General features: G+C 75.6%; 23 protein-coding genes. 9 read left to right on the top strand and 14 right to left on the bottom strand.

What is annotated here, in order from left to right; translation table 11 throughout:
- Positions 1-41: 41 nt before the first annotated feature.
- The 3 genes from DQ238_RS04135 to DQ238_RS04125 all read left to right on the top strand — a co-directional run bounded on the left by DQ238_RS04135 (position 42) and on the right by DQ238_RS04125 (position 2,357).
- Positions 42-800, top strand: coding sequence for a sulfite exporter TauE/SafE family protein (locus DQ238_RS04135; RefSeq protein WP_113780046.1), 759 nt, complete (start codon positions 42-44; stop codon positions 798-800).
- Between the two features lies 1 nt (position 801).
- On the top strand, positions 802-2,037 hold the full coding sequence (locus DQ238_RS04130) for an SLC13 family permease (protein ID WP_113780045.1): 1,236 nt from the start codon (positions 802-804) through the stop codon (positions 2,035-2,037).
- A gap of 107 nt (positions 2,038-2,144) precedes the next feature.
- A complete protein-coding gene (locus tag DQ238_RS04125; protein WP_113780044.1) occupies positions 2,145-2,357 on the top strand; it encodes a hypothetical protein in 213 nt (70 codons plus the stop codon).
- A gap of 73 nt (positions 2,358-2,430) precedes the next feature.
- Here the strand turns inward: DQ238_RS04125 and nadA are convergent, their stop codons facing one another.
- The 8 genes from nadA to DQ238_RS04085 form a co-directional block, all read right to left on the bottom strand.
- Positions 2,431-3,462 carry a quinolinate synthase NadA gene (nadA, locus tag DQ238_RS04120; RefSeq protein ID WP_233495691.1) on the bottom strand — a complete coding sequence of 344 codons (1,032 nt, stop codon included), beginning with the start codon at positions 3,460-3,462 and terminating at the stop codon, positions 2,431-2,433.
- A gap of 106 nt (positions 3,463-3,568) precedes the next feature.
- Positions 3,569-4,159, bottom strand: a complete 591-nt coding sequence (locus tag DQ238_RS04115) for a dihydrofolate reductase family protein (RefSeq protein ID WP_113780043.1) — start codon at positions 4,157-4,159, stop codon at positions 3,569-3,571.
- An 82-nt stretch (positions 4,160-4,241) separates the two neighbouring features.
- The gene (locus DQ238_RS04110; protein ID WP_113780042.1) at positions 4,242-5,363 is read right to left on the bottom strand and encodes a bifunctional RNase H/acid phosphatase; all 1,122 of its coding nucleotides are present in this window, start codon (positions 5,361-5,363) and stop codon (positions 4,242-4,244) included.
- On the bottom strand, positions 5,360-6,100 hold the full coding sequence (locus DQ238_RS04105; protein WP_113780041.1) for a zinc ribbon domain-containing protein: 741 nt from the start codon (positions 6,098-6,100) through the stop codon (positions 5,360-5,362). Before DQ238_RS04105 ends, DQ238_RS04110 begins: the two co-directional genes overlap by 4 nt.
- Before the next feature lie 9 nt (positions 6,101-6,109).
- Positions 6,110-7,768 (bottom strand): monocarboxylate uptake permease MctP, encoded by a 1,659-nt coding sequence (mctP, locus tag DQ238_RS04100; RefSeq protein WP_113780040.1) that lies wholly within the window; start codon positions 7,766-7,768, stop codon positions 6,110-6,112.
- Positions 7,769-7,771: 3 nt separating this feature from the next.
- Positions 7,772-8,041, bottom strand: coding sequence for a DUF3311 domain-containing protein (locus DQ238_RS04095; RefSeq protein ID WP_113780039.1), 270 nt, complete (start codon positions 8,039-8,041; stop codon positions 7,772-7,774).
- A gap of 39 nt (positions 8,042-8,080) precedes the next feature.
- Positions 8,081-8,923 (bottom strand): Nif3-like dinuclear metal center hexameric protein, encoded by an 843-nt coding sequence (locus DQ238_RS04090; RefSeq protein ID WP_233495690.1) that lies wholly within the window; start codon positions 8,921-8,923, stop codon positions 8,081-8,083.
- Between the two features lie 26 nt (positions 8,924-8,949).
- The gene (locus DQ238_RS04085) at positions 8,950-9,240 is read right to left on the bottom strand and encodes a hypothetical protein (RefSeq protein ID WP_113780038.1); all 291 of its coding nucleotides are present in this window, start codon (positions 9,238-9,240) and stop codon (positions 8,950-8,952) included.
- A 361-nt stretch (positions 9,241-9,601) separates the two neighbouring features.
- Here DQ238_RS04085 and DQ238_RS04080 point away from each other — a divergent pair, with 361 nt between their 5' ends.
- The 4 genes from DQ238_RS04080 (at position 9,602) to DQ238_RS04065 (ending at position 15,137) form a co-directional block, all read left to right on the top strand.
- A complete protein-coding gene (locus tag DQ238_RS04080) occupies positions 9,602-11,566 on the top strand; it encodes an FUSC family protein (protein ID WP_233495689.1) in 1,965 nt (654 codons plus the stop codon).
- 37 nt (positions 11,567-11,603) lie between these two features.
- The gene (locus DQ238_RS04075; protein ID WP_113780036.1) at positions 11,604-12,554 is read left to right on the top strand and encodes an alpha/beta fold hydrolase; all 951 of its coding nucleotides are present in this window, start codon (positions 11,604-11,606) and stop codon (positions 12,552-12,554) included.
- Between the two features lie 133 nt (positions 12,555-12,687).
- Positions 12,688-14,097, top strand: coding sequence for a wax ester/triacylglycerol synthase family O-acyltransferase (locus tag DQ238_RS04070; protein ID WP_113780035.1), 1,410 nt, complete (start codon positions 12,688-12,690; stop codon positions 14,095-14,097).
- Positions 14,098-14,135: 38 nt separating this feature from the next.
- Positions 14,136-15,137, top strand: coding sequence for an NAD-dependent epimerase/dehydratase family protein (locus tag DQ238_RS04065; RefSeq protein WP_113780034.1), 1,002 nt, complete (start codon positions 14,136-14,138; stop codon positions 15,135-15,137).
- Positions 15,138-15,366: 229 nt separating this feature from the next.
- On the opposite strand, the gene DQ238_RS04060 is transcribed toward DQ238_RS04065, so the two are convergent.
- Positions 15,367-16,290: an alpha/beta fold hydrolase gene (locus DQ238_RS04060; RefSeq protein ID WP_113780033.1), complete on the bottom strand. Its 924-nt coding sequence runs from the start codon at positions 16,288-16,290 to the stop codon at positions 15,367-15,369.
- 185 nt (positions 16,291-16,475) lie between these two features.
- Between DQ238_RS04060 and DQ238_RS04055 the strand changes: the two genes are divergently transcribed.
- A complete protein-coding gene (locus DQ238_RS04055; RefSeq protein WP_199506120.1) occupies positions 16,476-17,273 on the top strand; it encodes a triacylglycerol lipase in 798 nt (265 codons plus the stop codon).
- 95 nt (positions 17,274-17,368) lie between these two features.
- Here DQ238_RS04055 and DQ238_RS04050 read toward each other — a convergent pair whose 3' ends face one another.
- Entirely contained in the window at positions 17,369-17,773 is a 405-nt protein-coding gene (locus DQ238_RS04050) for a hypothetical protein (RefSeq protein ID WP_113780031.1), read from the bottom strand.
- Positions 17,774-18,129: 356 nt separating this feature from the next.
- Here DQ238_RS04050 and DQ238_RS04045 point away from each other — a divergent pair, with 356 nt between their 5' ends.
- Positions 18,130-20,466, top strand: a complete 2,337-nt coding sequence (locus DQ238_RS04045; protein ID WP_113780030.1) for an Hsp70 family protein — start codon at positions 18,130-18,132, stop codon at positions 20,464-20,466.
- Between the two features lie 14 nt (positions 20,467-20,480).
- Here DQ238_RS04045 and DQ238_RS04040 read toward each other — a convergent pair whose 3' ends face one another.
- From DQ238_RS04040 to DQ238_RS04020, 4 genes are all read right to left on the bottom strand, one after another.
- A complete protein-coding gene (locus DQ238_RS04040) occupies positions 20,481-20,723 on the bottom strand; it encodes a hypothetical protein (protein ID WP_147263006.1) in 243 nt (80 codons plus the stop codon).
- A 293-nt stretch (positions 20,724-21,016) separates the two neighbouring features.
- Positions 21,017-24,190, bottom strand: coding sequence for a glutaminyl-peptide cyclotransferase (locus DQ238_RS23520; protein WP_233495688.1), 3,174 nt, complete (start codon positions 24,188-24,190; stop codon positions 21,017-21,019).
- 163 nt (positions 24,191-24,353) lie between these two features.
- A complete protein-coding gene (locus DQ238_RS04025) occupies positions 24,354-24,650 on the bottom strand; it encodes a hypothetical protein (protein ID WP_113780028.1) in 297 nt (98 codons plus the stop codon).
- 114 nt (positions 24,651-24,764) lie between these two features.
- Positions 24,765-25,064 (bottom strand): hypothetical protein, encoded by a 300-nt coding sequence (locus DQ238_RS04020; protein ID WP_113780027.1) that lies wholly within the window; start codon positions 25,062-25,064, stop codon positions 24,765-24,767.
- Positions 25,065-25,537 lie beyond the last annotated feature (473 nt).

Raw genomic sequence — 25,537 nt, 5'->3', positions numbered from 1 at the left:
GGCGCCGGCGCACCGGGGCGCCCGCCGTAGGCTGGCCGCTCGTGTCCGCCCTCGACCTGGTCGTCGCGGCCGGTGTCGCCCTCGTGGCCGGCGCCGTCAACTCGATCGCCGGCGGCGGGTCGCTGATCCTCTTCCCCACCCTGGTCGGGCTCGGTCTGGGCACCGTGGCCGCCAACGTCACCAACTCGGTCGCCCAGTGGCCGGGCTACCTCGGCGGCGTGCTCGGCTTCCGCAGCGAGTACGTCGGGCAGCGGGCCCGGCTGCTGCGCTTCGCCGTCGTCGCGCTGTTCGGCGGTACCGCCGGTAGCGTCCTGCTGCTGACCACGCCGAGCGAGGCGTTCGACGTCGTCGTCCCGGTGCTGGTGCTGCTGGCCAGCCTGCTGCTGGCGGTGCAGCCGCTGCTCACCCGGCGGTTGCGGCAGGCCGAGGACGGCGGCCCGCGGCGCGACCCGCCCTGGCTGTACGTGGCGCTGTTCCTCGCCACCGTCTACGGCGGCTACTTCGGCGGCGCGCTGGGCGTGATCCTGGTCGGCGTGCTGGGGGTCGGGCTGCACCGGCTCAAGCTGGCCAACGCGCTGAAGTCGGCGCTGTCCGCGGTGACCGCCACCGTCACCGTCGTCGTCTTCGGCCTGTTCGGCCCGGTCGACTGGCTGGTGGTCGCGGTCGCGGCGCCGGCCAGCCTGCTCGGCGGGTTCCTCGGCGCCCGTGTCGCCACCCGCATCCCGGCGACCCCGCTGCGGGTGCTCATCGTGGTCTTCGGGGTGGCGGTGTCGCTCTACCTGTTCCTGCGGGCCGCCTGAGGTGCACCCCCTCGCGCTGGGAGCCGCAGGAGTCGTCCTGGTCGCCACCCTGGTGGCCGCCGCCGTGCACTCCGAGCGGGTGCCGGCCGCGGCGGTCGCGGTGCCGGGCGCGGTCCTGCTGACGCTGGGAGGCGCCATCGGGCTGCCGGACGCCGAGGCCGCGGTGCGCCGGATCGCGCCGACGGTGGCCTTCCTCGTCGTCATCCTGCTGCTGGCCCACCTCGCCGACGCCGAGGGGCTGTTCGGCTGGGCCGCCGCGGTGACCGCCCGGCTGTCGGGCCGCTCCGCGCACGCCCTGCTCGCCTGGGTCGTCGTCCTGTCCGCCCTGGTGACGGCGGTGCTGAGCCTCGACGCGACCGTCGTGCTGCTCACCCCGGTCGTCCTCGCCACCGCCGCGCGGATGCGCGTCCCGGCCCGGCCGCACGCCTACGCGGCCGGACACCTGGCCAACTCGGCCTCGCTGCTGCTGCCGGTGTCCAACCTGACCAACCTGCTCGCCTTCGGCGCCACCGGCCTGTCGTTCCTGCACTTCACCGGGTTGATGCTCGGCCCCCAGGTGGCCGCGGTGGCCGTCGAGTACCTCGTGCTGCGCACGCTCTTCCGGCGCGACCTGGCGACACCGGTCGGCGAGCCGGTGACCAGCACGCCGCCCGTCCCGCTGCTCGCCCTGGCCGTCGTGGGAGCCACGGTGGCCGGCTTCGCGGTGACCTCCCTCCTCGACGTGTCCCCGGTGTGGCCGGCGGTCGGCGGGGTGCTGGTGCTGGCGGTCCACCAGGTGATCGGCCGCCGCACGGGGGTCGGCCGGCTGGTGCGCGCGGCCGACCTGCCGTTCGCCCTGTTCGTCCTCGGGTTGGCCGTCGTCGTGGAAGCGGTGCTGCGCGGCGGGCTGCAGCGGTGGCTGCACGGGGTGCTGCCCGACGGTTCCGGGTTGCCGGCGCTGCTCGGGGCGGCCGCCGTCGCGGCCGTCGTCGCCAACCTGCTCAACAACCTGCCGGCCACGCTCGCGCTGCTGCCCGTCGCCGCCGCGGGCGGATCCGGGCCGGTGCTGGCCGTGCTGGTCGGGGTCAACATCGGCCCGAACCTGACCTACGTGGGGTCGCTGGCCAACCTGCTGTGGCGGCGGGTGATCGGCGTCCGCGCACCGGGAGCACTGGGGTTCAGCGCCGTGGGCGCCACGACCGTGCCGGTCACCCTGGTGGCGGCGACGACCGCGCTGTGGGCGGCCCTGCAGGTCTGAGCCGACCCCTGTCACGTCCTGGGTCGGGTGTGACGGAGGGGTCCACCTACCACGAACACGCCTCCGCGCCTCCGACGGGACCTCCGCCGTCTGCCTACCGTCGGCCCATGCGCGAGAACCGACTCCCCCCGGTCCGAGCCGCCAGCGACACCGCCCGGGTGCAGCAGTTGCACCTGATCGCCGCCGCGCGCGCCGCGGCCGTCCCGGCGACCACGGAGCAGCAGGTGTCCGACATCGTCCGGGTCACGGTCGACGACGAGGTGGACACGACGACCTTCAAGGCGATCGTCGCCGACATCGCCGACGACGTCCTGCGCTGAAGGAGGACGCCGTCCCCCACCCCTCGCGGTGGGACCCGGCAGGGGGCCGGGCCCGGGACGGAGCCGCCCGGCGTCATTCCCCGCCGCGGCCGGGCTCGCCGATGGCGATCATCGCCTCGACGGCCCGGCGGGCCCGGGCGGCGGTCTCCGGGTCGACGTCGACGGCGCCCTCGCCGGTGCGCAGCGTGTGCAACAGCTTGGCCGGGGTGATCATCTTCATGTAGCGGCAGGCGGCGCGGGCGTTCATCGGGATGAACTGCGTCCCGGCGTTGAGAGCGCGCAGCTGGTGCAGGATGCCGACCTCGGTGGCGACCAGCACCTGACTGGACCGGGTGCGCGCCGCCTCCTCGACCATGCCGCCGGTGGACAGCACCCGGGTGCGGTCGGCCGGCAGGTCACCGTGGCTGACCAGGTCGAGCACCGACGTGGTGCAGCCGCACTCGGGGTGCACCAGGATCTCGGCGTCCGGGTGCGCGGCGACCTGCGCGCGGACGTCGGCCGGGCTGATCCCGGCGTGCACGTGGCACTCCCCCGCCCAGATGGAGATGTTCTCCCTACCCGTGACCCGCTTGACGTGCGCGCCGAGGAACTGGTCGGGGCAGAACAGGATCTCCCGGTCGGCCGGGATGGACCGGACCACGTCGGCGGCGTTGGACGACGTGCAGCAGACGTCGGTCTCGGCCTTGACCGCGGCGGTGGTGTTGACGTAGCTGACGACGACGGCGCCGGGGTGCTGGGCCTTCCACTCGCGCAGCTGCTCGGCGGTGATCGAGTCGGCCAGCGAGCAGCCGGCGGCGTGGTCGGGCAGCAGCACGGTCTTGTCCGGCGAGAGGATCTTCGCCGTCTCGGCCATGAAGTGCACGCCGCAGAAGACGATCTCGCGGGCGTCGGTCTGCGCCGCCACCCGCGAGAGGTACAGCGAGTCGCCGGTGAAGTCGGCGACGTCCTGGATCTCGGGCACCTGGTAGTTGTGCGCCAGGACCACCGCCCCGCGTTCCTCGGCCAGCCGGCGCACCTCGGCGGCCCAGCTCTGGTACTCGGCGGGTGAGAGGGTGCGCTCGTCGCCGACGACGGCGGGCGTCGCGGGCGCGATGGTGGCGGTCACGGGGTCCTCCTCGGGCTCGGGCGGCGCCCCATGGTCCCCCTCGGTGCCGACGGTGCGGCGTGGGGCACCCCGTGCAACGCCGCCCCGCCGCTCCCCCTTCCCGTCCTCAGCGGCGCAGGTCGTACACCAGGTGGGTGACCCGCTTCCCCTCGACGACCTGCGGGTCCTCGAACGCCAGCTCGACGGTGCCACCCGCGCCGAAGAACGGCCGGCCCGAGCCGAGGACGACCGGCACCAGGTTGAGCACGACCCGGTCGATGAGCCCGGCCTGCAGCGCCTGGCCGGCGACATCCCCCGGCGCCACCGAGACGTCCCGGTCGCCGGCGAACGCCTTTGCCTGCTCGATCGCGCTCCGCACGTCGGGCATGAACGTGAACGGCGCGGTGCCCGCGTACGGCCAGTCGTCCGCGGGACGGTGCGTGACGACGAAGACGTGCTCGCCGTTGGGCGGCACGCCCTCCCAGCCGTTGGTGAGGTCGAACAACCGGCGGCCGCAGACCATCGCCGCCATGCCGGGCGCCTCTGCGCGCAGGAAGTCCGCGGTCGCCTGCGTCACGCGGAAGACCCGGGCCTCGTCGCTGAACGTCACCTCGACGTCGCCGTTGCCGTACCAGTCGAACAGCGGACCGGGCATGTCGTCCTCCCGGCCGACACAGCCGTCCATCGACACCGCCGCGAAGATCACTGCTCTGCTCATCGTCGCCTCCTGCCGTCGGGGCGCCCCGGTGCGGGCGCCACCAGTACGACCGGAGCGCCGTCCTCAACTCATCGGTTGAGAACTAGCGCAGGTGGGCGGTGTCGTTGACCAGCCGGACGGCGGAGCGCCCGTCGGACGACCAGGCCACCGTGCAGAAGGACGCGGCCTCGAGGAACACCCGGTGGACGACGTCGTCGGGGACGGCGAGGCCCGCGGCGAGCAGCAGCTTGATCGGCGTGACGTGGCTGACGACGAGCACCGTGCGACCGGCGTGCTCGCGCAGGATGCGTTCCCGGGCGCGGGCCACGCGCCGGCTGACGTCGGCGATCGACTCGCCGCCGGGCGCGGCCACGGTGACGCCGGCGGCGAACCGGCGGGTGGCCAGCGGGTGGCGCTGCCGCGCCTCCTCGGCGGTCAGCCCCTCGAGCTCGCCGAAGTCCAGCTCGACCAGGTCGTCGTCGACCTGCACCGGCAGGCCGAGCACGGCGGCGACCACCTCGGCGGTCTCCCGGGCGCGGCGCAGCGGCGAGGCGAGGACCACCTCGATGCCCAGCTCCTCGGCCCGCTTGGCCGCCGCCGCGGCCTCCGCCCGGCCGGTGGCCGACAGCGCCAGGTCGTTGCGGCCGCTGTACCGGCGCTCGGGGGTGTGCTCGGTGCGCCCGTGCCGCAGCAGGTGCGTGACGGTGGTGGAGACGGGCTTGTGGGGACTGGTGGGTGGGGACGACAGAGACTCGGCGGCCGGCTGGACGTCGTCCTCGGTGGTCGCGGGCTCGGCGGCGGCGTCGCGGTGCACCGGGCGGCCGTCCATGGCGCTGTTGGCCAGCGCGTCGGCGGCGCTGTTCTGCGCCCGCGGCACCCAGGTGTAGCGGACCCCGCCGAGCTGGCGGGCGATCCGCTGGGCCCGCAGCGCGAGCTCCTGCATGTCGGGGTGCTTGACCTTCCAGCGGCCCGACATCTGCTCGACGACGAGCTTGGAGTCCATCCGCACCTCGACCTCGGCGGTCGGGTCGAGATCGAGCGCGGCCTGCAAGCCGGCGATCAGGCCGCCGTACTCGGCGACGTTGTTGGTGGCCCGCCCGACCGACGCCGCCCGCTCGGCGAGCACCCGGCCGGTCGCGGCGTCGCGCACGAGGGCGCCGTAGCCGGCCGGGCCCGGGTTGCCCCGCGAGCCGCCGTCGGCCTCGACGACGAGCCGACGCGTCACAGGCCCGACTCGGCGGTGCGCACGAGGATCCGCCCGCAGTTGTCGCAGCGCACGACCTCGTGGGGGTCGGCGCTGCGCACGGCGGCCAGCTCCCGGCCGAACAGCTCGATGCGGCAGCCCTGGCACTGGCGGGCCTTGAGCGCCGCCGCGCCGGTGCTGCCGGTCTGGGTGCGGATCCGCTCGTAGAGCGCCAGCAGGTCGGCCGGGAGGGTGGCGGCGGCCTCGGCGCGGGCGGCCTCGTGCCGCGCCGTCCCGTCGGCGATGTCGGCCAGGGCGGCGTCGCGCAGCTGCTCGGCGCGCGCCAGCTCGGCCTGCGTCGCGGCCTGACCCTGCTGGGCCTCGCGCAGCGCGGCCTCCGCCGTCTCGAGCTGCTCCATGAGCTCGAGCTCGGAGTCCTCGAGGTCCGACTGCCGCCGCGCCAGCGACTGCAGCTCGTGCTGCAGGTCGGTCATCTGCTTGGCCGAGACGCTGCCGGAGTCCAGCAGCCGCTGGTCGCGGGCCGCCCGCTGCCGCACGGTGTCGACGTCGCCCTCGAGCCGCTTGACCTCGCGCTGGAGGTCGCGCACGTCGGTCTCGGTGCGCACCACCGCGGCGGACAGCTCCCGCTCCGCCTCGGCCGCGGCCTCGACGGCGGCGTTCTGCGGCAGCGTGCGCCGCCGGTGCGCCAGCTGCGCCAGCGCGACGTCCTCGGCGGCGAGGACCAGCAGTTCCTGCTGGTCCGCGTGGTCGGCCTTCACCGGCCCAACCTACCTGCGCGCCGACCGCTGCTCCGGCGCTCCCGGGGGTGCGGACTCCAGCGGGTCGGGCAGGTCGCGGACGCTGGGGTCGCCCCGCTCGGCGGTGTAGTCGCTCTCCGCCGTCCCGTCGACGCCGCCGTCGACCCGCGCGGCCCGCAGCACCGCGGTGAGCACGACCGTGACCACCAGGTTGAGCAGCAGCGCGAGCAGGCCGGCGTAGACGGTCGCCTTCGTGTCGAGGCCCAGCTTCGACAGGGCGAACGACGAGCCGCCGAAGTGCGCCCGCGCGACGGTGCCGTCCGGGTTGAGCTTGGGGATCTCGTAGACCGCCCACAGCCCGGCCACCATGCCGGCGACCCAGCCGGCGACGAGCGCGCCGCGGTGCAGCCAGCGGGTGTAGAGGCCCAGCGCCACCGCCGGCAGCGTCTGCAGGATGATCACGCCGCCGATCAGCTGCAGGTCGATGGAGAACTGCGGGTCGAGGAAGAGGATCGCCGCCACCGCGCCGAGCTTGACCACCAGCGAGGTGATCTTGGCGACCCGCGTCTCCTGCTGCGGGGTGGCGTCCTTCCTCAGGTACTCCTTGTAGACGTTGCGGGTGAACAGGTTGGCCGCGGCGATCGACATGATCGCCGCGGGCACCAGCGCGCCGATGGCGATGGCGGCGAAGGCGATCCCGGTGAACCAGCTGGGGAACACCTGCTGGAACAGCTCCGGCACGATCGTGTTGCCGTCGGTGCCCACCGGCGTGGTGCCGGCGGCGATGGCCATGAACCCGAGCAAGGCGATGAAGCCGAGCGCCAGGCTGTAGAGCGGCAGCGCACTCATGTTCCGCTTGAGCACGTCGCGGTTGCTGGCCGCCAGCACGCCGGTGATCGAGTGCGGGTAGAGGAACAGCGCCAGCGCCGAGCCGAGGGCGAGGGTGGCGTAGCCCAGCTGCCCGGTGGCGGGCAGCAGCACGCCCGGGCCGCCGTTCGCGGAGAACTTCTGCTCGGCCGCACCGAAGATCGCGTCCCACCCGCCGAGCTTGGCCGGGATCACGATGGCCGCGACGATGATCGTCAGGTAGATGAGGACGTCCTTGACGAACGCGATCAGCGCCGGCGCCCGCAGCCCGGAGTTGTAGGTGTAGAGGGCGAGCACCAGGAAGGCGAGGAGCAGCGGCAGCTCGCCGACCAGGCCGGTGCCGCTGAAGCCCATCGACTTGAGCACCGTGGAGATGCCCACGAGCTGCAGGGCGATGTAGGGCATCGTCGCGACGATCCCGGTGATGGCCACCAGCAGGGCCATCGTCGGCGAGTCGAACCGGGACCGCACGAAGTCCGCCGGCGTCACGAAGCCGCGCACGTGGCTGACCGACCACAGCCGGATCACCACCAGGAACACCAGCGGGTAGGTGACCACGCTGTAGGGGATGGCGAAGAAGCCTGCCGCCCCGGCGCCGAACATCAACGCCGGCACGGCCACGAACGTGTAGGCGGTGTAGAGGTCACCGCCGAGGAGGAACCAGGTGATCCAGGAGCCGAAGCTGCGGCCGCCCAGCCCCCACTCGTCGAGGTGCAGGAGGCTCTGCGCCCGCCGCCAGCGGGCTGCGGCGAAGCCCATGATGGTCACGAGCAGGAAGAGCGCGACGACGATGACCAGTTCGACGACGTTGATCCCGTCCACGACTCAGTCCTCCCGGCCCCGGACCGCCGTCCCCCGCTGCTGGGGGCGGCGCCGGGTCATCCGGTAGACCAGTGCGGTGGTCACGACGCCGAGCGCGATGAAGGCCAGCTGCAGCCAGTAGAAGCGTGGCCAGCCGAAGAGCATGGGCTCGACCCCGTTGTAGAGGGGCGCGAGCAGCGCCACCACGATCGGGACGAGCAGCAGCCAGTTCCACGGGCTGCGGTCGCTGCGCGTCGGGACGCCGTCCTCGGATTCCGGAGCTGCCGTGGACATCGCCGACCCCCTCGTCTCCCCCGGAGCGCGCCCCGGGCGTCAGCCGGCCGCGTCGGCCGGGTCCCCGTCGGCCCCGGCGTGCCGGGTCCACGGGTCGGTGCGCCGCCGGGAGACGGCCACCTCGACCCGGCCGGACAGGTCGCGGTGCAGTGCGTCCGCGGCGACCGGCAGCCAGGGCCACTCGGAGGCGAAGTGTGCCACGTCGCACAGCGCCGGACCGCTGCTCTCGAGCGCCTCGGACACCGGGTGGTGGCGCAGGTCGCTGGTGAGCAGGACGTCGGCGCCGGCAGCGGCCGCGGCCGGCAGGAGGGAGCCGCCGCTGCCGCCGCAGACCGCGACGGTCTCGATGCGGCGGCCGGGGTCGCCGGCGGCGCGGACCCCGCCGACGGTCGCCGGGAGCGCGGCGGCGACGAGCTCGGCGAACCGCTCGAGCGTCACCGGCCGCGGCAGCCGGCCGACGCGGCCGAGCCCCGCGCGGGGGTCGGTCGCGGCCGGCTGCAGCGGCGTCGTCCCGATCAGGCCGAGGGCTGCGGCGAGGGCGTCGTTGACGCCGTGCTCGGGTGCCCGGTCGGCGTTGGTGTGGGCGACGAACAGGCCGGCGCCGGCCCGGACCAGCTGGTGCACCAGCCGCCCCTTGGGGTCGTCGGCGGGCACGCCGTGAACGGCGGTGAGGAACAGAGGGTGGTGGGTGACGAGCAGCTGGGCGCCGGTCTGGACCACCTCGTCGACGACGGCGCTCACCGGGTCGACGGCGAACAGGACGCGGCCCACCGGCTCGTCGGGGTCGCCGCAGACCAGGCCGACGGCGTCCCAGTCCTCGGCGAGCGCCGGGTCGTAGCGCGCGTCGAGGGCGGCGACGACGTCCCTGAGGGTCACGATCACCCGCCGGACTGTAGGTCAGCCGCTCGTCACGCCGGTGGCAGCAGGTCGAGCAGCCGGTCGGCTCCGGGCGCGTGCGGGTAGGCGACGGCGCGGGCGAGGTCGGTCAGGGTGCGCCGGATGCTGCGCGCCCACTGCGGACCCAGCGCCCGGGCCGCGGCAGCCGTCGGGGTGCCGGCGAGCAGCTGGTCCCACGGCGGGGCGTCGGCACCGGCGAGGATGGCGGCGACCAGAACCGCTCCGACGGCGTCGGCGTCGAACTCGGCCTCGGCGAGCCAGGCCAGTGTCCACCTGTCCAGGCCGCCCGGGCGGGCCCGCACCCTCGCCGGCGCACAGCCGGCCGGCCCAGCGGTTGAGCAGCCCCCACCGGTCCCGCTCGCTGAACGCCCAGTCCTGCCCCGGGTCCAGGCCCTCGCTGGGGCGCGCCCAGAGACCCGCGCCTGAGTCGATCACGGGGTTGTTGCGGCAGACACGCGCGAACTCGCCGCGCCGGCCGGCAACAACCCCATGATCCACTCAGCAGGGGGCCTCGGCAGGAGGGGCGAGACCCCGTGCGAGGCGGAGCACCGGACCGGTCCAGCGGGCGGGGCGGAACGGGTGACGACGACGTCGGACACGCCCCGATCGCCGCGCAGGAGTCCGCGGGATGGGCCGGGACGCGGGGTGAGAAGCTCGGGAGCCGTGGCCGACAGGGGGGTGCACGCGCCGGCGTGGCTCGAGGAGCTGGTCCGCACCACCCCTCCCCCGGTGCCGTGGCGCGACGTCGTCCGCTTCGCCGTGACCGTCCCCGCTCCGCTGGCGGTGGCGGTCGCGGTCGCGGGCGGCATCTCCCAGGGCGCGGCGCTGGGCGCCGGCGTGTTCGCCACCACCGGCGCCCTCGCCGGCAGCCTCGCCCCGCAGGGCGGTCCGTTGCGCGACCGGCTGCGGCGCACCGCCGCGACCACCGTCTTCGGCGGCATCGGCCTGGTCATCGGCCAGTTCGCCTCCGGCGAGGGGTGGCTGCCGGTCGTCGTCGTCGCGGTCGTGGCCGCGCTGGCGGCGCTGGTCAGCGCGGTCAACGCGGCGCTGTCCCTCGGCGCCCTGCAGCTGCTGGTCTACACCGCCCTGGCCTCCGGGCTGGTCACCCCCCTGCCCGAGGCGGTCGAGGTGGCGTGCTTCGTCGCCGGGGCGGCCTGGGCGACCCTCACCACGCTCGTCCAGTTCGCGACCGAACAGGGCGACCCCGACCGGACGGCGGTCGCCGCCGTCTTCACGCGCATCGGCGAGCTGCTCGCCGCGGTGGGGACGCCGGAGGCCGAGGAGGCGCGCCGCAGGCTGACCACCGCCCTCAACGACGCCTACGACCGGGTGATCCGCTCCCGCAGCCGCATCGCCGGGCGCAGCCGGGAGCTCTCCGAGCTGGCCGGCATCCTCAACGCGGCCGCTCCGCTGGTCGAGGGGGCCGTCGCCACCGCGCGCGCCGGGGTGCTCGCCGACCCGCAGGACACCACCGCCGTCCACGCCCTCGCCGACGCGGTCACCGGCGCCCGGCAGCTGCCCGACGAGCGCCCTCCGCCCCTGGAGGACGGCGAGCCCACCCGGCGCGCGGTGCGCCACGGGGTGCGGCTGGCGTGGAACGTCGTCGGCGACCCCCAGGAGCGCGCCGGCGCGGCGGTCCCCCTGCCGCGCCCGGACTGGCGGCTGCGACTGCGGGAGCTGGCCGACCGCACCGTCGCCAGCCCCGACAGCCGGGCCTTCGCCGTCCGCCTGGCGCTGTGCATGACCATCGCCGAGATCGCCCGCCAGAACCTGCCGATCGAGCGCCCGTACTGGGTGCTGCTCACCGTCGCGATCGTGCTCAAGCCCGACTTCGGCTCGGTGTTCACCCGGGCGGTGCAGCGCGGCGTCGGCACGGTCCTCGGCGTCCTGCTCGGCTCGCTGCTGCTGTCGGTGCTGCCGCGCAGCCCGTGGGTGCTGGTCGCGATGGCCGCCGCGGCGGGGCTGCTGCCCTGGGCGCGCGGCGCCAACTTCGGCCTGTTGTCGGTCTTCCTGACGCCGGTGATCATCCTGCTGCTCGACCTCGCCGTCCCGGGCGGCTCGGGGCTGGTCGGCGCCCGCCTGCTCGACACCCTCATCGGCTGCGCGATCGTGCTCGTCTTCGGCTACCTGCTGTGGCCGCAGACGTGGCGGGCGCCGCTCGACGAGGCGCTGCGCGACGCCACCCTGGCCCTCGACGCCTTCGTCGAGGCGGCGTTCACCGGCAGTCCCTCCGAGCGGCGGCGGGCCCGGCGCCGCAGCTACCGCGCGCTCACCGAGCTGCAGACCCAGCTGCAGCGCCTGCTGGCCGAGCCGCCGCCGGTCAGCACCCGCGCGGCCGCGTTCTGGCCGGTGATCGTGCAGCTGGAGCGGACGTCGGACGCGGTCACCGAGGCCGTCATCGCCGTCCGCCACGGGCAGCCCGCGCCGGACCCCGCGCAGGTCGCCGTCCTGCGCCGCGCCGTCCGCGAGCTGGAGGCCGACATCCGGGCGCACCGACTCCCGGACGACGCCGAGATCCACGCCGACGGCGTCCTGGCCCCCGTGGCCCGCGAGGTGGACGCCGCCCGCCGGCTGGTCCGCGACGCCGCCCCCGGACGCCGGTCCGCCACCGCGGTCGCCGGGCACTGAGGTTGCGGGAGCCCGACCGCCGACCTGAGATGGCGGGATGAGACCCGCGCCGCAGGGCCCCCCACCACCGGGCTCGCGCACCGTCCGCACCGACGACGGCGTGGACCTGCACGTGGAGGAGGACGGCGACCCGCGCTCCCCGGTCACCGTCGTCCTCAGCCACGGGTTCACCGCCCGGCTGCGGGAGTGGGACCTGCAGCGGGCGGCGCTGCGCTCCCGCGCCCGCCTGGTGCTGTGGGACCAGCGCGGCCACGGCCGGTCGGGCTGGACGCCGCTGACCCGGGCCACCATCGACCGCACCGGCCGCGACCTCGGCGAGGTGCTCGACGCGGTCGTCCCCCACGAGCCGGTCGTCCTGGCCGGCCACTCGATGGGCGGCATGAGCGTCATGGCGCTGGCCCGCCAGCGTCCGGAGCTGTTCGGCAGCCGGGTCGTCGGCGTCTTCCTGCTGGCCACCTCCGCCGGCGGGCTGGCGCGCACCGGGCTGGTGGGGTTCTGGATCCGGGTGCTGCGCGCGCTCGGGCTGCTGCCGCTGTACCTGTGGCTGCTGCAGACGTTCGCTCCGCTGCTGGAGCGCTTCCGCCGCCGCGGCACGGCCGCCGGGCGCAGGTTCACCCGGCGCTACCTCTTCGGCCGGGACGACGCCGACCCGGCCGACGTCCAGGTGGTGCAGGACCTGCTCGAGGAGACGCCGCTGCCGGTCACGATGGCCTTCTACGCGACCTTCCTCGAGCACGACGAGGACGCGGCCCTGCCGGTGCTCGGGCGGGTGCCGGTCACCGTCGTCGCCGCCACGCACGACCGGCTCACCCCGGTGGCGCACGGCCGGCGGCTGGCCGCGGAGATCGGCGACGCCGCCGAGCTGGTCGTGGTCGAGGGCGCCGGGCACAGCGTCAACCTCACGCGCACGGCCGTGGTCGACGCGGCCTTCCTGCGGCTGCTCGACCGGGCCGAGGCCTTCGCGCGGCAGGAGCGGCGGGCCGGCTGACCCGACCGGTGGACGTGGCCCCCGCCACGTGGTCAGGTAGTGAGGACCTCAGGGGGCGGACGCGTTCCGATACCCCGAGACACCCTGAGCAGGAGCCCGTCGCCACCAGGCGGGCCGGCACGAGGAGCTGACCGTGGACCGCTTGAGCCCGACCGACGCCGGTTTCTACTACGGGGAGAGTGAGAACACCCCGCTGCACGTGGGGTCGGTGGCGGTGTTCGAGGGACCCGCCCCGTCCTACGGCGACCTCGTCCGGCTGATCCTCAGCAAGCTGCCGCGGGTGCCCCGCTACCGGCAGCAGGTGCGCCCCGTGCCGCTGAACCTGGGCCGGCCGGTGTGGGTCGACGACCCGCACTTCCAGATCCTCTACCACGTGCGGCACACCGCCGTCCCGAGCCCGGGCGGCCCCGAACAGCTGCGCAACCTGGCCGGCCGGGTGCTCGGCCAGCGGCTGGACCTGGCCAAGCCGCTGTGGGAGGTGTGGCTGGTCGAGGGCCTGGAGAACGACCGCTGGGCGATCATCTCCAAGGTGCACCACTGCATGGTCGACGGCATCGCCGGCACCGACCTCATGCAGATGATCTTCGACCTGACGCCGGACGCTCCCCAGAGCGAGCCGCGGGACTGGACGCCGCAGCGCAACCCGTCGGGCATCGAGCTGGTGGCCGACGCCGTCCAGGACACGGTCGCCCACCCGCTGCGCCAGCTGATCCAGCTGCGCGGCGTGCGGGGTGCGGTCCAGGCGGCGGAGGGCGCCGTGAAGGCCAGCCGCTCGCTGGTGTCGGGGCTGCCCTCGTTCGCCCGGCAGGTCACCACCCCGACCGCTCGGACGCTGTCCGGCCCGATCGGCCCGCACCGCCGCTGGGCCTGGACCGACGCCGAGCTCGCCGCGCTCAAGGAGGCGCGGGCCGCCCTGGGCGGCACGGTCAACGACGTCGTCCTCGCCGCGATCACCCGCGGCTTCCGCGACCTGCTGGAGCGGCGCGGGTCGCTGCGCGAGGGGCTGGTGGTCCGCACGATGGTCCCGGTCTCCGTGCGGCAGGAGACCGAGCGCAACACGCTGGACAACCGCGTCTCGGCCGTCTTCGTCGACCTGCCGGTCGCCGAGCCCGACCCGGTGGAGCGGCTGGCGGCGGTGCGCCGGCAGATGGACGAGTACAAGGCGGTGATGCAGGCGGTCGACGCCCGCTCGATCATCGCGATGGGCGACTTCGTGGCACCCACCCTGCTCGCTCTCGGGGTGCGCGCCGCGATGGCCACCGGGCAGGTGTGGTCGCAGGCGGTGACCACGAACGTGCCCGGGCCGCGGGTGCCGCTCTACGTCCTGGGCCGGCGGATGTGCTCGGCCCACCCCTACGTGCCCATCGCCGGCGGGACCCGCGTCTCGATCGGGATCTTCTCCTACCAGGGCACCATGACCTTCGGGATCAACGCCGACTTCGACGCCTTCCCCGACGTCGACGTGCTCGCCGAGGGCATCTGCCGCGGGGTCAACGAGCTGGTGGAGGCCGGCCGCCGGCAGCCGGCCGCGGCCGTCCGGTGAGCCGGTTGGCCGGCCGGCTCCCCGGGTAGCCGGTCGGCGTGACCGCTCCCGAGACCGACCTGACCGTCGCCGTCACCGGCCCCACCGGCACCTTCGGCGCCGGCCTGGTGCCCCTGATGCAGGCCGACGACCGGGTCAAGCGGGTCGTCGGCATCGCCCGGCGCCCGTTCGACCCGGCCGAGCGGGGCTGGACGAAGATGGAGTACCGCCGCGGCGACGTCCGCGACCCGGAGGCCCTGCGCCAGGTCTTCGCGGGCGCGGACGTCGTCGTCCACCTGGCGTTCATGATCACCGGCAACGCGTCGCGGGAGACCACCCGCGCGATCAACGTCGACGGCACGCTCAACGTCTTCCGCGCCGCCGCGGCCGTCGGTGCCCGCCGCTTCGTCTACGCCTCGTCGGTGGCCGCCTACGGCTTCCACCCGGACAACCCCGAGCGCATCTCCGAGGACTGGCCCACCCGCCCGGCCGCCCGGCTGTTCTACGCGCAGGAGAAGGCCGAGCTCGAGCAGCTGCTGGACGCCGAGTCGGCCGCCGCCCCCGACCTGGCGCTGTACCTGCTGCGCCCGCCGGTGGTGCTCGGCCCGCACGCCGTCGGCGCCAAGGACGTGTTGCCCGGGCCGCTCGCCCCGCTGGGTCGGGCGCTGTTCTCCCGGCCGCGGCGGCTGCCGGTGCCCGTGCCGCTGCTGGCCCCCGAGCTGCCGGTGCAGTTCATCCACGAGGACGACGTCGGCACGGCGCTGCAGCGCTGCGTGGTGGCCGCCGGCCCGCCCGGGCCCTACAACATCGCCGGGGACGGCGTGCTGACCGTCGCCGACGTCGTCCGGGAGTTCGGCGGGATCCCCGTCGCGGTGCCCGCGGCGCCGACGCAGCTGGCCGCCCGGGCCGTGGCCCGGCTGCCGTTCCTGCCCCCGGTCGCCGAGTGGGTGGAGGCGGTCAGCCGGCCGGCGATCATGGACACCTCGCGGGCGAAGGAGCTGCTCGGCTGGCGGCCGCGCTACAGCGGGCTGGAGGCGCTGCGGGCCACGTTCGCCTCCTGAGCGCTCAGGTGTGGCAACGCCGCACCGCGGTACTGCCCACCCCACCGTGTCGTACGGGTCGCAGCGGAGGAGCAGCCGCGTGATCCGCGGCGGGTCCAACGTCCACCCGCGCGAGGTCGTCCTCCTCGACGACCTGCCGGAGGGGCCAGCGGCGAGGTGCTCACGACCGAGCTGCGCGCCCGCTGACGACCTCGCCGGTCGGTGGGCACCGGCAGTGCCCACCGACCGGTCAGGACGACGGGGTCCGCGAGCGTCCGCGCCGCGTCGTCGCCGGGAGCCAGTCGAGCACGTGCTCCGCCAGCAGCTCCGGGGACTGCAGCTGGGGCACGTGCCCGACGCCGGCCAGCTCGACGTACTGCCAGTCCGGGTGCCGGTGGGCGACGTCCCGGGCGACGGACACCGGCACCAGGCGGTCCTGGTCGCCGTGGACCAGCAGGACCGGCACGGAGATGCTGGCCATCGCCCGCCGCAGCAGCCGCGGGTCGGCCAACAGCAGGAGCAGCGAGCGGGCCGCGGTGAGGAACGCGCGGTCCATCCCGGCGACGTCCTGCCGCTGGTCGACGAGCGCGACGGAGCGGTCGATCAGGTGCGGCGGCACCGCCGCCGGGTCGACGCCGCACAGCCGCAGCACCTCCAGCACGCTGGCCCGCGCGCCGCGCCGGCGGCGTCGGGCGGCCATGTACCGCTCCGCCACCCCGGGCAGGGCGTAGAGCGCGAAGCCCGCGGCGACCCGGCCGTCGGGGCGCCCCCGCGGACCCGGCAGGGCGGGGTCGACCAGCACCAGCCCGCTCACCCGGGCCGGTGCGCGCGCCGCCTCGAGGATCGAGATCATCCCGCCCATCGAGTTGCCGACCAACACGACCGGGGCGCCGGCCACCTCCCGCACGAACCGGTCGAGCACCACCACGTTGTTGCGGACGGTGGCCAGCCGGTGACCGGGCTCGGAGAGGCCGAAGCCGGGCAGGTCGAGGGCGTGCACCCGCGCGTGCGGGGTCAGCAGCGGGGCGAAGAGGTCCCAGTTCAGGTGCGAGCCGCCCAGGCCGTGCACCAGGACGACGGTGGGGCCGTCGGGTCGCCCGCCGAAGTCGACGTGGTGCACCGGACCGTCGAGGTCCACGGTCGCGCTGATCCCGGGGCCGGTCGCGTCGTCCATGCCCGTACGGTCGCACGCCTCCTCGGCCTGGACCCGTCAGGCCCCGCGCACGGCGGCGCCCGGTGTGTCACACATCACGAGCACACTGCCGATGTGTCCACCGGGGGTGCCCGGGTGTGGCGGGACTTCCCGGGTGGGTACCGGCAACGGGCCGACCACCGGCGGTCGGCGGCGAGGAGGACGACGTGTCACGACAGCAGGGCGATGGACCAGCGCTCCCGCTCTACCTCAGCGAACCGGGTCGGGCGATGGCCGACTTCGGGCTCTACCTGGCCGCGCGTCCCCTGATGCCGCGGCTCCCGCACGGTGACGGGCACCCGGTGCTCGTGTTGCCCGGGTTGCTGGCCGACGACACCTCGACCCGGGTGCTGCGCGCGGTCCTGCGCCGCCTCGACTACCGCGTGCACGGCTGGCAGCTGGGCCGCAACATCGGCCCCACGGCCGCCTGCGTGCAGGGGATGCGGGACCGGATCGACGACCTCAGCGACCGCTACGGCCGCACGGTGTCCCTGGTCGGCTGGAGCCTCGGGGGCATCTTCGCCCGCGACCTCGCCCGCCGCACCCCCGACTCGGTACGCGAGGTGATCACCCTGGGCAGCCCCTTCCGGCTCGCCCGGCACAGCCAGAGCCGCGCGTCGCGGGTCTTCGACCGCTACACGCACCTGCACGTCGAGCACCGGGCCCTGCCGCTGGAGCCCGACGGCGTCCCGCTGCCGGTGCCCTCGACGTCGATCTACTCGCACCTCGACGGCATCGTGCACTGGCAGACCTGCCTGGACACCCCCGGCGAGCGGTGCGAGAACATCGCGGTCATGGCCAGCCACCTGGGGCTGGGGCACCACCCCGCGGCGATCTGGGCGATCGCCGACCGGCTCGCCCAACCCGAGGGCGCGTGGCGGCCGTTCAAGCCGCCGGTGTTCCTCCGCCCGGCCTTCCCGCGGCCCGACGTCCCCCACCCGGCACACCCGGCGGCGGCCGCCTGAGCTCTCCGGGCGGGCGGCGCCCGGCGCCGCCCGCCCGGAGAACGCTGCGCACCGAGCTGCCGTGCCGCGGGCCGACGCGGGTCACGTCCCGGGCGTCACCACCGGCACTGCTCCCAGCTCGCCGGGCCCCAGTGCCGGTCCCCACCCAGGTCCCACGGACCGGGCCACCCGCCGGGCTCGTGCCCGCCGTCCGAGCCGCCTGCCAGGAGGCTCACGTCCCCCACCACGGGCGCGACGGAGGCGACGTCCCCACCGGCGCCGCCGGCCCCACCGTCGCCACCGGACGCGTCGGTCGTGGCGGCGCCGGTACCGGTCGTGATGACGGTCAGGTTCTCCACGGTGGAGTTCTGCAGGACGAGCACGGTGCCCGAGTTGGCGAGGGCGATCGCGTCCCCACCGGCTCCGCCCGCTCCGCCCCCTCCCCCGCTGCCGATGACGTCGCCGAGGGACTGCATGGTGGTCCGCGCAGGCAACAGCTCGACGTACTGGTCCTCGAACACGGCCCCTCCGGGTGGTCGGTCTCCACGGTGCCCAGGTGTGCGGACGACGCCACGGACGAGTGGTGAGACAGGCGGCGACGGGCGGGATCGGTCTCCCGCCCTCTCCGGGTGGGCGTCGGGAAGCGACGCTCCCAGCCGGCCGGCCGGGCGGCAAGTCACGCTTCGGGAACGATCCGGCCGGTCGACCGTCGACCGCTACCAGGGTCGGAGGAGACGTCCTCCTCCGGTATGGAACACGCCGTCCCGACGGCCAGCCTGCGCCGCCTCCGTGACGGGCACCGCTATCCCGGCCCGGGAGGCGCCGCTGCCCGCCGGTACCCGGTGGGCAGCGAGCAGCCTCCTGGGGAGGGAGTCCGGTGCGGTACGGCCTGGGGATCGACCTCGGCACGACGTTCGTCGCCGCGGCGGTGGAGCGGGACGGCCGTGCCGAGACGCTGCGCCTCGGTGACGCCGCGACGGTGGTGCACGCCGCGGTCGCCGTCCGGGACGACGGCGTGCTCGTCAGCGGCGACGCCGCCGCCCGGCGGGCCGTCAGCGATCCGGACCGGGTGGCCACGGACCTCAAGCGCCGCCTCGGCGACCCGACGCCGGTCGTGCTCGGCGGCACGTCCCACTCCGTGACCGAGCTGCTCGGCACCCTGCTGGGGGACGTGTTCGTCCGGGCCGTCGAGGCGTCGGGTGGGGAGCCCGACACCGTCGTGCTCACCCACCCGGCCAACTGGGGACCACTGCGGTGCCGGGCCTTCGCCGACGTCGCCGCGTCCGCGGGCCTGGCCCGGTACGCGACGGTCACCGAGCCCGAGGCCGCCGCGGCCCACCACGCGGCCACGCACCGGCTCGGCGACGACGAGGTCTTCGCGGTCTACGACCTCGGTGGCGGCACGTTCGACGCGACCGTCCTGCGCCGCACGACCGAGGGGATCGAGGTCCTGGGGACCCCGGAGGGCATCGAGCACCTCGGCGGCACCGACTTCGACGACGCCGTCCTCGCCCACGTCGACTCCGCGACCGGTGGGGCGCTGCGCCGGCTCGACCTGGGCGACGCCCGGACCGTCGTGGCGCTGGCCCGGCTGCGCCAGGACTGCACCGCCGCCAAGGAGGCCCTCTCCTTCGACACGGAGACGACCATCCCGGTGTTCCTCCCCGGCCGGCACCTGGAGGTCCGGCTCACCCGCGCGCAGCTCGAGGACCTGATCCGGCTGCCGGTCGAGTCGACCCTCGGCGCGCTGAGCCGGACGGTGCGGACGGCGGGGGTCGCGCCGGGTGAGCTCTCCGCGGTGGTCCTGGTCGGCGGCTCCTCGCAGATCCCGCTGATCGCCGAGATGGTGTCCGAGCAGTTCGGCTGCCCCGCGGTGGTCGACGCCCACCCGAAGCACGCGGTGGCCCTCGGTGCCGCGCTCGGGGCCCGGTCCCGAGCCGGGACGGGCGGTGCCGCCCGGCTCCCGGCGCCCCGCCGGCCGGCGGTCGCCGCCGTCGCACCGGCGGCACCGGCCCGGTCCGCCGCACCCTCCCCGCCGGCCGCCGCGCCCTCCCCGGCCGGGCCGCTGCCCCCGCCCGGTGCGGATCCCGGCTCGGCGGGCGGTGCGCCGGCGGACGGTGCGCCGGCGACCACCCCGGCCCTGCTCGCCGTCGTGGTCCTCGCCGTCGTGGCGCTGCTCCGGGTGCTCGTCCTGTCCGGCACCGGTCAGGACGCGCCCGGCGGCCAGGACGCCGGGGCCGGGACGGCGACGTCGGCGGCCGCGTCCCCCGGCGGCGCGATCCCGGCCCCGCAGGTGGCGACCAGCGCGCCGGTCCCCTCCGCCGGTCCGACCATCCCGGTGGGCCCGACGCCGGGGTACGTCGCCGCCTCGCCCGACGGCCGCCGGCTCTACGTCACCAACCGCGGCGCCGGGGTGATCACCGTGGTCGACACCGCGACCGACCAGGTGACCGCGGCCATCCCGGTCGAGGCCGGCCCTCCGCAGTACCTGACCTTCTCCCCGGACGGGACCAGGGCCTACGTCAGCGTCTGGGACGACGCGCGCACCGTCGCGGCGGTCTGCGTCCTCGACACGGGGACCGACGCCATCGTGGCCACCGTCCCGGTGCGCAGCCGCCCGTACGTGTCCGCCGTCACCCCGGACGGCTCGCGGCTCTACGTCCCCAACCACGACTCGGGCACCGTCTCGGTCATCGACACCGCGACCGACACGCTGGTGGCCGACGTCTCCGTGCCGCCCAACCCGCACTGGGTCGAGCTGACCCCCGACGGCAGCCGGGCCTACGTCGCCGACCACGAGTCGGACGTCGTCTCGGTCATCGACACCGCCACCGCCACCGTCGTCGGTGAGATCCCGGTGGGGACCAGCCCGCACAGCGTGGCGGTGCACCGGACCCGGCCGCTGGTGGCCAACGTCAACTACGACGCGGACTCCGTGACGGTGATCGACACGGACACCGACGAGGTCGTCGCCACCGTCGCGGTCGGCGAGGAGCCGCAGGACGTCACCTGGTCCGCGGACGGTCGCTTCGCCTACGTCACCAACGTCGGGGACAGCACGCTCTCGGTGATCAGCGCCGACGACTTCCGGGTGACCGCGACCGTCCCCACCGGCGGCTCGCCGACCTCCGTCACTGTGCTGCCCGACGGCAGCCGCGGGTACGTCAGCGACCTGGACGACGGCACGCTGACCGTGCTCGACCTCGCCGGCTGACCCGCCCCGCCGGCTCACGCCGGGGAGGCGGTGAGCTCGACCCGGTCGTCGGCGACGGCCGTGCAGGTGAGGTGCAGCCGGCCGGCCGGGGTGCTCTGCCCGGGCGCACAGGAGACGTCCTGCTCCCCCACCCGGAGGGTCGCCCGGCCGTCCTGGACGCCGCGGAGGGCGATCGCCGTGCCGAAGACCTCCGCCTGCGAGCCGGTGCCCGCCAGGGTCAGGGAGCACGAGGTCTCGGTACAGGACACCAGGCTCACGGAGGAGGACCCGGCCGCGGCCGCCACGGCCGCCGCTCCGGGAGAACCCGGCGCCCCGGGAGAGCCCAGCGCCCCAGGCGAACCGGCAGTGCCGGCCGCGCCGGAGGACGCGCCCGCGCCGGCGGGGTCGGAGGCGCTCGAGCACGCGCTCGGGAGCACGCACAGGAGGGCCCCGGCGACGAGGCCGGCGTACCGCCCGGGACGAGGCCCTCCGGGGCGACGGCGAACGGGCGGGGGCCCCGAGCGCGCGATCACCGGCTCCACCTCCATCTCGTCGGACCGCTGGCCGGCGGCTACACCGGGGTGAACCGCACCCGGAAGGCGACCGGCCACAGCTTGCCGGTGAGCAGGAACTCGTCGTCGCCCAGCGCCGCGATCCCGTTGAGCACGGCGTCCGGGTCGGGTCGCTGCGCCGGGTCGAGCAGGCCCGCGGCGTTGACCACCACGGTCACCGCGCCGCTGGCCGGGTCGATGCGCACCAGCTCGTCGGTCTGCCACACGTTGGCCCACACCTGTCCGTCGACGCACTCGAGCTCGTTGAGCCGGGTCACCGGCGTCCCCCGCAGCGTGACCGCGACGCTGCCGGTCTCGGCGAAGGTGACCGGGTCGTGGAAGTGCAGCCGGTCGGTGCCGTCGCTGCGCACCAACCGCGTCCCGTCGGAGCACAGCCCCCAGCCCTCGCCGGTCAGCGGCAGCTGCCGCCGCAGCGTCAGGGTGGCGCGGTCCCACTCGAGCACCACGCCGTCGCGCCAGGTCAGCTGCCAGACGGAGTCCCCGGCCACCGCGATGCCCTCGCCGAACAGCTGGCCGGGCAGCGCCACGGCGCGCCGGACGGCGCCGGTGGCCGGGTCCAGCTCGCGCAGCTGGGACCGGCCGGCCAGCCCGGTGCCCTCGTAGAGCACACCGCCGTCCTGCTGCAGGCCCTGGGTGAAGGCCGACGGGTCGTGCGGCACCTCGGCCAGGACCTGCGGTCGCAGCACCGGTACCGCCGCACCGGTCGACCCGGCCGCCGCCTGCGCGTCCGGGAGCCGGGGCGCCGAGGCCGGGACGAAGAGTGCGCCGACGACGACGAGCAGCAGCACCGGCGTGACCAGGCCGACCCGCACCAGCGGGTGCGGCCGGCGCTCCGGGGGCCGGCGCAGGAGCGCGTCGACGGCCAGGGCGCCGAGCACGGCCGCCGCGCAGACCGCCAGCGGGAGGACGGCCGCAGCCCCCGGCGCGGGCACGAGCGCCACCAGCCCCAGGGACCCCAGCACCAGCGACGTCCACCGCAGCTCCCGCAGGGTCGCCGCGGCGGCGGCGACCACCAGCGCGGCCAGCACCAGCACCTGCCGCTGCGGGCCGGAGAGCACGCCGCCCGAGGACGCGGACAGCAGCGGCGGGGCGACGAGCGCGGTCAGGACCGCGACGGCGAAGGCCGCGAGGGCCAGCGGCGTCCACGCCGGCACCGGGCCCGGCCGCGTTCCCCGGCGCACCACGACCAGGACGGCCGCGACCGACAGCGGCACCCCCAGCAGCGGCGCCGTCGCGATCCCGACGGCCACGGCCGCGGCCCCGCCTGCGGTCAGCAGCCGCTGCCCGAACCGCCCGCCGCGGGCCCGCGCGGCCAGGACCAGGCTGGTGGCGCCCGCCGCCGCCCAGGCGGCGCCCACCACACCCGGCCCGAGGGTGCCCAGCGCCGACACCGCCGGGCCCATCACGGCCACCGCGACGAGGGGGACGGCGACCGCGAGCGGCCGCCAGCGGCGGACCGCCGAGACGGTGAGCAGGCACAGGACCAGGACGAAGACGGCGAGGACGGCGAGCTCGCGGCCGCCGGTGAGGACGTCGGCGTGCCGGTCGAAGGCGCCGGTCAGCCACCCGTAGGCGACCAGCTGGTCGCGCACGAGCACTTCGCCCGGGGCCACCGCCGGTGCGCCCGCGCGGCCCAGGTGCAGCACGCCGGCGGCGCTGGCGCTGATGCGGGCCTCGGCCGACGACAGCGGCGCGGACAGGGCGACCAGCGCCACGCGCAGCACCAGCGCGGCGCCGAGCAGCCCCAGCCCGACGGGCACCGCGCAGCGGCGGGCCGCCGCCCACCGGCCCGGGGCCGCCCAGGTCCAGCCCCAGGACACCAGGACCCGGCGCAGCAGCCGCCAGAACATGCCGAGGATGAGGGCCGTGCCCACCCAGGGCACGATGAGCAAGACCAGCTGGAGCACGCCCAGGACGACCCTGGTGAGGTCTCCCTGCCCGAGGGCGGTCTGCATCTCGCCGCCGTAGCGGAGCGCGACCTGCCACGCCACCGGCACCACCCTGGGCAGCACCAGCAGCAGCACGATCAGGTAGTAGGAGATCAGCGGGACGGCGATCGCCACCCAGAGGGCGATCAGCCGGCGCGCCCGCGGCCGCAGCGCCCGCAGCCGCGGGTCCCCTCTGCGGCCGGGCACCAGGTTCTTGAGAACCGGGCCCACGTAGCCGAAGAGGTCCGGCACTCCCACCAGGTCGGCGAGCATGTAGTAGCCGTCGAACCGCAGCAGCGGGAGGAACTGGCGGGTGGTCTCCAGGTGCATCGTGAAGACCGTCAGCAGCAACCAGGCCTGCCCCGTGCCGAGGTAGGCCGCGCCGGCCACGGTCATGAAGAGGGCGTTGAAGTAGACCCCGCCCAGGTCGGTGCGCAGCCGCCCGACCCGGCCGAGGCGGTAGGAGTCGGTGACCGTGCTGTAGAAGGCCGGCCAGACCAGGTAGACACCGACCCCCATGGCGCCCGGCCGCGCGCCGCCGAACCGGCAGGCGGTGACGTGGCCGCACTCGTGGAACGCCCCGGAGAGGAGGACGAGCACGAGCAGCAGCAGGGTGAGGCCGGGGCGGTGGATCAGCTGGGTGACGCCCGCCGTGAGCCGGCCGACGAGGTCGCCCCGGGCGAGGATCGCGACGTCGACGGCCACGAACGCGGCCATCGCCGCGATCCACACCGGACGCAGGAACAGGGGGCGCAACAGGGCGGCGATGCGCTGGGAGACCCGGCCGGGGACGAGGTCCACCCGGTAGCGCAACCCCAGCAGCGGGTCGGACCGGACCGGCGGGGCGGCCGTGCCGTCGTCTCCGGCACCGCCCGCGTCGACGGCGTCCCGGGCGATGATCCCGACCGGGCGGAGCCGCTCGTCGACGAGGTAGCGCACCTGCTCGGCGGTGAGGTCCTGCCCCAGCCGTGCGTTCACGTCGGCGGCGATCTCCCCGGCGTCACGACCGTCCAGGGATTCCGCTATCCGGTACAGCAGCTCCGGCAACTGCATGACCTGGCCGTCGGCGCGGCAGACGAGGTACTTCGGCTCCTGGTACCCGGAGTCGACGTACTCCCCGAGCAGCTCGGTGCCCTCGGCCAGCCGGCGGACGGCGTGCTCGTGATCGGCCTGCTCGCGAGCGGCATGGTCGACCTCCGCCGCGGGCGAGGTCGCCGCGGCGTCCACCAGGGTGCTCTGTCGCACTGCGCGCGTCTCCGTCGAACTCGTGTTCCCATCGACCCCACCGTCGCTGCGTGGGCGACGGCGACACCAGGAAGAGAGGGGGGCGACCGGTGACCGGTCGCCCCCCTCCTCGTCAGCGCGGTCCGGTCAGGCCGGAGCCGGGACCGCCGTGCAGCGGTGCGGGTCAGCCGGTGATGCCGGCACCGCCGGCGCCGCCCGCTCCACCGGCGCCGCCGGCGGCGTTGGCGGCACCCGCGGTGACGTCGCCCGTGGCGGCGTCGTTGGTCGCGAGGGCGTCGCCGCCGAACAGCGAGACGGCGGTCGCGGTCTGGGTGATCACCGAGATGTTGGCCGCGAGCGACACCGCCACGGCGGGGCCGCCGGCGCCGCCCGCGCCGCCCGCGCCGCCGACACCCCCGACCGCGAGGTTCTGCATGGTGGTGCGGGCGGGCAGCAGGTCGACGTACTGGTCCTCGAACACTGGTCCTCCTGGCTGTGTCGTGTGGTTGATGCCGACAGTCGTGCTCGGTCAGCCGGCAGGGCCCGGGGGGACGCCGTGCACGTGCCCGGCGTCCCCCCGGCCGGCCGCCTCAGGTCAGGCGCCGTCGATGCCGGCGCCGCCGGCACCGCCATCGCCGCCATCGCCACCGAAGGCGGTGGCGTCACCGGCGGTGACCGCGCCGGTGGTGGCGGTGTTCGTCGCGGTGGCGTCGCCGCCCGCCACCGAAGCGGCGGTCGAGGTCTGGTTGATCTCCGCGAAGCCGAGCGCGGCCGAGACCGCGGCAGCGAAGCCGCCGGCGCCCCCGTTGCCGCCGTTGCCGCCCGTACCCGTGACCGTGAAGGTCTGCATGGTGGTGCGTGCGGGCAGCAGGTCGACGTGCAGGTCCTCGAACACTGGTCCTCCTGGTCGTCAGTTCCGACGGTGGTCCGACAACAGCCGGAGAACTCCGGGAGAACGGCATGCGAAATGGCGCACCAGGCGTTCCCCCAGCCCCGACCGGTCACCGATCACCATCCCGGTGTCGGCGGCCCGACCATTCCATCCGACCCCTGCGCGGCGCAACACGGAAATGACAGATAGTCAGATCTGTAATACCGAGATCGATCGAACCGCCCCGCACTCCCGACCCCGTCACTGCTGAACAGCGCGCCGATCACCACGTAGGACACGCCGACGAGCTACGCAGGCCGGCGCGGCCGACTCGTCCCCGACCTGGCACGTCCCGACGGACGCCGGGGCCGCCCGCCGCACCGCCGTCTCCCCGGGGCCACCCCTCCCCTCCCGCGGACCGGCTCCGCAGACCGTCGCGGAGCCGGTCCGCGCCGCCACGCACGGCCGGTGGGAGGCAGCGCGCGGCGGCCCGGCGT

The organism is Geodermatophilus sp. TF02-6 (assembly GCF_003319115.1).
In the GTDB taxonomy this organism is placed as follows: domain Bacteria; phylum Actinomycetota; class Actinomycetes; order Mycobacteriales; family Geodermatophilaceae; genus Geodermatophilus.
Note: the sequence above shows the minus strand (reverse complement) of the source record. Positions and strands in the feature narration are given on the sequence as shown.